The organism is Sphingomonas bacterium (assembly GCF_903643035.1).
Taxonomy (GTDB): domain Bacteria; phylum Pseudomonadota; class Alphaproteobacteria; order Sphingomonadales; family Sphingomonadaceae; genus Sphingomonas.
In genome coordinates this window covers 1-3817 of record NZ_CAHJWW010000267.1, presented here as the reverse complement: position 1 = coordinate 3817, position 3817 = coordinate 1, and the positions used below count along the sequence as shown (strand labels likewise).

General features: G+C 71.1%; 3 protein-coding genes. All 3 read right to left on the bottom strand.

Annotation, left to right across the window (positions count from 1 at the left end):
* Positions 1-567 (bottom strand): ATP phosphoribosyltransferase regulatory subunit (locus tag HUV01_RS13555; protein ID WP_174298749.1); only part of this gene is annotated, 567 nt, incomplete at its 3' end.
* Between the two features lie 94 nt (positions 568-661).
* Positions 662-2239: a phosphoglycerate dehydrogenase gene (serA, locus tag HUV01_RS13550; protein ID WP_174298748.1), complete on the bottom strand. Its 1578-nt coding sequence runs from the start codon at positions 2237-2239 to the stop codon at positions 662-664.
* A gap of 119 nt (positions 2240-2358) precedes the next feature.
* The gene (locus tag HUV01_RS13545; RefSeq protein WP_174298747.1) at positions 2359-3531 is read right to left on the bottom strand and encodes a phosphoserine transaminase; all 1173 of its coding nucleotides are present in this window, start codon (positions 3529-3531) and stop codon (positions 2359-2361) included.
* Between the last annotated feature and the right edge of the window lie 286 nt (positions 3532-3817).

The following is a 3817-nucleotide window of genomic DNA, read 5'->3' as shown; positions in this document are numbered from 1 at the left end:
GTCCAGCCGGTCGCGCAACGTCCCCACGTTCGCCGACGCGACCGGCAGCGGCCCGGCGGCGAGCGTGTCGACGAGGTCGGGTAGCGTGAAGTCGATCGACAGGCTCGCGACGCCCGCCACCGCGAGCGCGTCGACCGCGACGCCGACCACCTCCTGCGCCGCCGCTACCGAGTCGAGCCCGATCAGCTCGCAGCCAATCTGGCGCTGCTCGCGCGCGGGATCGAGTTCGGGTGCGCGCAGCCGCAGCACGGTGCCGGCATAGGACAGCCGCACGGGGCGCGGGTGGTGTCCCATCCGCGTCGCCGCGATCCGCGCCACCTGGGCGGTGAGGTCGGGCCGGATCGCAAGCGTCGCCTGCCCCACCGGATCGACGAACCGCACCGCGCCGCGCAGCCCCCCCGCCTTGAGGCGCGAGGCGAGCCCGTCCGCGAACTCGGCGAGCGGCGGATCGACGCGCTCGTAGCCGTGCTGCCGCGCCGCCTCCAGCACGCGCGACTCGACACGCGCGGCATGGTCGGCGTGCGGCGGCAGCCGGTCGCGGAAACCTTCGGGAAGCAGGGCGGTCATGGCGCTTTCGCCATAACGGACGGCGCTTGCGCGTCACGCGAGTGGATCGCGCGAGGTCGAACCCCGCCATATCGGCGCCGGCCGTGCCGGCGCATCAGAACGCCAGCCCCATCGCGGTGCGCACGCCGGGCAGCGCCTTGACCGTCGCGAGCAGCGGCGCCGTCACGGGCTCGTCAACGCTCAGCAGCAGTACCGCCTCGCCGCCCGCCTGCCGGCGACCGAGATGGAAGGTGCCGATATTGACCCCCGCGCCACCCAGCGCGGTGCCGAGGCGTCCGATGAAGCCGGGCGCGTCCTCGTTGACGACGTACAGCATCGGCCCCGCCAGGTCGGCCTCCACCTTGATGCCGAACAGCTCGACCAGCCGCGGCGCGGCGTCGCCGAACAGCGTGCCCGCCACGGACCGCTCGCCCGTCGCGGTCGTCGCCGTCACGCGCAGCAGCGTGTGATAATCGCCCTCGCGCGTCGAGCGCGTCTCGCGCACGTCGAGGCCGCGCTCCCTTGCCAGGAACGGCGCGTTGACCATGTTGACGGTGTCGGAATGCACCCGCATGAACCCGGCCAGCACCGCGCCGGTCATCGGCTTCATGTTGAGCTCGGCCGCCGCGCCCTCCGTCTCGACCGCGATGCCGCCGATCGCGCCGGTTGCGAGCTGGCCCAGCAGCGAGCCAAGCTTCTCGGCCAGTGCCATGTACGGTTTCAGCTTGGGCGCCTCCTCGGCCGACAGCGACGGCATGTTGAGCGCGTTGGTGACGCCGCCCGACATCAGGAAGTCGGCCATCTGCTCGGCGACCTGGATCGCGACATTCACCTGCGCCTCGGTGGTCGACGCGCCCAGATGCGGCGTCGAGATGAAGCCGGGCGTGCCGAACAGCGGCGACTGCTTCGCCGGCTCGGCCACGAACACGTCGAGCGCGGCGCCGGCGATATGCCCCGAGTCCAGCCCCGCCTTCAACGCGGCCTCGTCGATCAGGCCGCCGCGCGCGCAGTTGACGATGCGCACGCCCTTCTTCGTCTTCGCCAGCGCCTCGGCCGAGAGGATGTTGCGCGTCTGCTCGGTCAGCGGCGTGTGCAGCGTGATGACGTCGGCGCGCGCGAGCAGCTGGTCGAGTTCCACCTTCTCGACCCCCATCTCGATCGCGCGCTCGGGCGTGAGGAAGGGATCGTAGGCGACGACCTTCATCCGCAGGCCCCGCGCGCGGTCGGCGACGATGCTGCCGATATTGCCCGCGCCGATCAGCCCCAGCGTCTTTGCCGTCAGCTCGACGCCCATGAAGCGGTTCTTCTCCCACTTGCCCGCCTGCGTCGACCGGTCCGCCTCCGGCAGGTCGCGGGCGAGCGCGAACATGAGGGCGATGGCATGTTCGGCGGTGGTGATCGAATTGCCGAAGGGCGTGTTCATAACGACCACGCCCTGCGCGGATGCCGCCGGGATATCGACGTTGTCGACGCCGATCCCGGCGCGGCCGACGACCTTCAGACTGGTCGCGTGGGCAAGGATGTCCTTCGTCACCTTCGTCGACGAACGGATGGCGAGGCCGTCATAGCCGCCGACGATCGCCTTGAGCTCGTCGGGGGTCTTTCCCGTGATCTCGTCCACCTCGACGCCGCGCTCCCGGAAGATCGCGGCGGCGCGGGGGTCCATCTTGTCGCTGATAAGTACCTTGGGCATGTCTGGTTCCTTCTCCCTCTCCCCTTCAGGGGAGAGGGCCGGGGAGAGGGAGGTGGGGAGCGGGTGGAGAGGTGCGGCACCGCCCTTCTCCCGGCCTCTCCCCCAAAGGGAAGAGGGGCCTAGCCGGCTCTCGCCTCGGCATAGGCCCAGTCGAGCCATGGCCCGAGCGCCTCGATGTCCGCGGTGTCGACCGTCGCGCCGCACCAGATGCGCAGGCCCGGCGGCGCGTCGCGATAACCAGCGACGTCGAACGCGGCGCCCTCGCGTTCCAGCAGCCCGGCCATGCGCTTGATGAACGCCTCGTCCGCGCCCGCGACCGTCAGGCACACGCTGGTCCGCGACCGCGTGGCGGGGTCGGCGGCGAGGTGATCCAGCCAGTCGCGCCCCGCGACGATGGCGTCGAGCGCGGCGGCATTGGCATCGGACCGCGCGATCAGCGCGTCCGGCCCGCCCAGTCCCCTTGCCCATTCCAGCGCCCAGATCGCATCCTCGACGGCGAGCATCGACGGCGTATTGATCGTCTCGCCCTTGAACACGCCCTCCGCGAGCTTGTCCTTTGACACCAGCCGGAACACCTTGGGCAGCGGCCAGGCGGGCGTGTACGTCTCCAGCCGTTCGACCGCGCGCGGGCCGAGGATCAGGACGCCATGCGCGCCCTCCCCGCCCAGCACCTTCTGCCAGCTGAACGTGGCGACGTCGATCTTCGCCCAGTCGATCGGGTAGGCGAACACGCCGCTGGTGGCGTCGGCGAAGGACAGCCCCTCGCGATCCGCCGGGATCCACTCCGCGTCGGGAACGCGCACGCCGCTGGTTGTGCCGTTCCAGGTGAACAGGACGTCGTGCGTCCAGTCGACGGCCGCGAGGTCCGGCAGAGAGCCATAATCGGCGCGCATGACGACCGGGTCGATCCTGAGCTGCCGGACCGCGTCCGTCACCCAGCCCTCGCCGAAACTCTCCCACGCCAGCGCCGTCACCGGGCGCGCGCCCAGCATCGTCCACATCGCCGTCTCGTACGCGCCCGTGTCCGACCCCGGCACGATACCGATCCGGTGCGTGTCGGGGAGCCTGAGCAGCTCGCGCATCAGGTCGATGGAATATCGCAGGCGCTGCTTGCCGATCCCGGAGCGGTGCGAACGGCCGAGGCTGGCGGTGGCGAGCTTTTCAGCGGACCATCCTGGCGGCTTCGCGCACGGCCCGGAGGAGAAGAACGGCCGCGCCGGCCTGAAGGCGGGCATGGTGTCGGGGACGGCAACGGCGGACGCACCCGGGGCGGGTGCCAACGTATCGGTCATGTAACTCTCCTTACAGAGAGCGCGCGCGGCGTTGGGACCGCGTGGCCCGTCGACCGCCATAATTCCGTTCAGCTTTTAGTCAATCGCCGGCGCCTGCTATCGTGGAGCGACGAGGGGGTACATCGATGCGGCAGTGGATAGGTCGGACGACGGCGCTGCCGATGGCGGCCGCGGCCGGCGGATGCGGGGAGGCGACAGGACCGTGACGCGCCGGGCCGCGCTGCTGATAGGCTTGCTGCTGGCCGGGTGCGGGCGGGTGGAGCGTCCCGCCGCGCCCGTGCCCCGA